The organism is Streptomyces sp. NPDC054840, assembly GCF_053611065.1.
The window spans coordinates 1-2236 of sequence record NZ_JBSGZP010000939.1; the positions used below are offsets into that span (position 1 = coordinate 1).

Genomic DNA, 2236 nt, shown 5'->3' on the forward strand with positions numbered 1-2236 from the left:
CTCCTGCTTCTCCTGTCCGTCCACGGCCGCGGATCCCACCCGCGCCGCCGTTCCCGCCACCGACCCGGCTCCCAGCGCGGGCACGGCCGAGGGGCCGTCGACCCGGCCGCCGGCCGACGGCCCCGCGACGAACGGCCGCCACCACGGCAGGCGCGGGGCATCGGCGGCGTTCGGCTCGAAGGGCTGGCCCGGGATCGGCAGCGCGACGGCCGCCCCGGCGCCCTCGGCCGCGGTCAGCGTGCCCTCGCCCGGCTCGTCCCACGGGTGCAGGGCCAGGTTGAAGGTGGCCCAGTGGATCGGCAGCATCGTGCCGTGGGGGGTGCCGCCCTGCAGATCGAGGTGGGCGCGCATCCCCTCCTCGGGCGTCATGTGGATGTCGGGCCAGTACTCCGAGTAGGCACCGATCTGGATCATGGTCGCGTCGAAGGGTCCGTGTTCGGCGCCGATCTCCTCGAATCCCGGGAAGTAGCCGGTGTCCCCGCTGTGGTAGATCCGGTGCTCATCGCCCGCGACGACCCAGGACGCCCACAGGGTGTGCTGCTGGTTGCGCAGGCCGCGGCCACAGAAGTGCCGGGCGGGGGTGGCCGTCAGCGAGAGACCCGCGATTTTGGTGCTCTCGTTCCAGTCCAGCTCGCGCAGCCGGTCGGCCGGTACGCCCCAGCGCTCCAGGTGCGCGCCGACGCCCAGCGGAACGGCGAAGACCGTGTCCGTACCGGCCAGCGCCTTGATCGTCGGCAGGTCGAGGTGGTCGTAGTGGTCGTGCGAGATGACCACGACGTCCACCGTCCCCAGCGAGGCCAGCGGGACCGGTACCGGGTGCAGCCGCTTGGGACCGGCGAAGGGGAAGGGGGAGCACCGCTCGCCCCACACCGGGTCGAACAGCACCCGGCGCCCGTCGATCTCCGCGAGCACGCTGGAGTGACCCATCCAGGTGAGCCGCAGGCCGCTCGCGGGCGGCTTCGCCAGGTCCGCGAGGGTCGTCGGGTGGACCGGGATCGGCGCGGCGGGGCTGCGCCGCATCCGCTGCTCCCGGTGGAAGTAGATCTTGGCGAACTCCGCCATCGACCCCGAGGGTCTGTTCCGGGCCCCGACCGGGTTCTGGAAGACGCCGTCGGCGAAGTTCGGCGAGCGGCGGATGCGCTCCAGCCGGGCACCGGACGGGTCCGCACCGAAGGCTTCGGACCGCAGGGCACGCAGCCGCGGACGCAAGGGACGGGAGCCGGTCAAAGCGCCTCCAGGGAGGATGGGGTCAGGATGGTCGTCGCTCTACGACCATCCCAACGCACACCGGCCCCGAAGGATTCCGCTTCCGGCTCCCGCACCTGCTACAGCGGCAGCAGATCCGGCCGCTTCGCCTCCACGTGGTCCCCGGAGGACTCCCCGCGCAGCCGCCGGCCGATCCACGGCGCGAGGTGGTCGCGCGCCCACTGGATGTTGTCCCGGGTCACGTCCACCGAGCCGCGCGGCCGCTCCGGGGGCCACGGCTGATCGGGGTCGGCCGGCACGTCAAGCCCGAGCACCTGGGCGGCGCGCAGCGCGACCCGCGTGTGTCCCTCGGGCGAGAGGTGCAGCCGGTCCGTGTCCCAGGCCCGCCGGTCCTGTACGGACTTCAGGGACCAGAGGTCGAGCACCGGGCAGTCGTAGCGGTCGGCGATGGCACGGACGTGCGCGCTGTACGTCGCCACCTTGCCGCGGAGGTGCTTGAGCACCGGTACGCCCCGGGTGTCGAAGCCCGTGGTGATCATGACCTGGCCCACGGCCCCGGTGAGGTCGGCCACGGCCGCCTCGAACCGCTCGGCCACGTCGTCCGGGTCGGTGCCGGGCCGGATGATGTCGTTGCCGCCCGCGCAGAAGGTCACCAGATCCGGGGCGAGGGCCTTGGCTCTCGGAAGCTGGTCGGCCACGATCTGGTCGAGGAGCTTCCCCCGCACCGCCAGATTCGCGTACCGGAAGTCGTGCTCTTCCCGCTGATCGGCCAGGAGCACGGCGAGCCGGTCCGCCCAGCCGAGAAAAGAATCCCCGGGTCCCGGGTCCCCCACGCCCTCGGTGAAGCTGTCCCCGATCGCCGCGTACGAGCCGATGGTCTTGAGTTTCGTCGTCGTCGCTGCCACGAGAACCCATCCTTCACTCCCGCGACCAACCTACGCCAACGTAATGAGGGGTTGACGGGCCGTGATCTCTACCACGCAGGGGATAAGGAACAAGTACACGTGAGGCCGGGACCCCCCTCGGGTCC

The 2236-nt window shown here is 72.0% G+C and carries 2 protein-coding genes; both read right to left on the reverse strand.

From position 1 onward, the window contains the following. Nucleotides 1–1227 (reverse strand): MBL fold metallo-hydrolase (locus ACWGIU_RS36190; protein WP_453712324.1); only part of this gene is annotated, 1227 nt, incomplete at its 3' end. A gap of 98 nt (nucleotides 1228–1325) precedes the next feature. After that, nucleotides 1326–2111 carry an SGNH/GDSL hydrolase family protein gene (locus ACWGIU_RS36195; RefSeq protein WP_266606503.1) on the reverse strand — a complete coding sequence of 262 codons (786 nt, stop codon included), beginning with the start codon at nucleotides 2109–2111 and terminating at the stop codon, nucleotides 1326–1328. Between the last annotated feature and the right edge of the window lie 125 nt (nucleotides 2112–2236).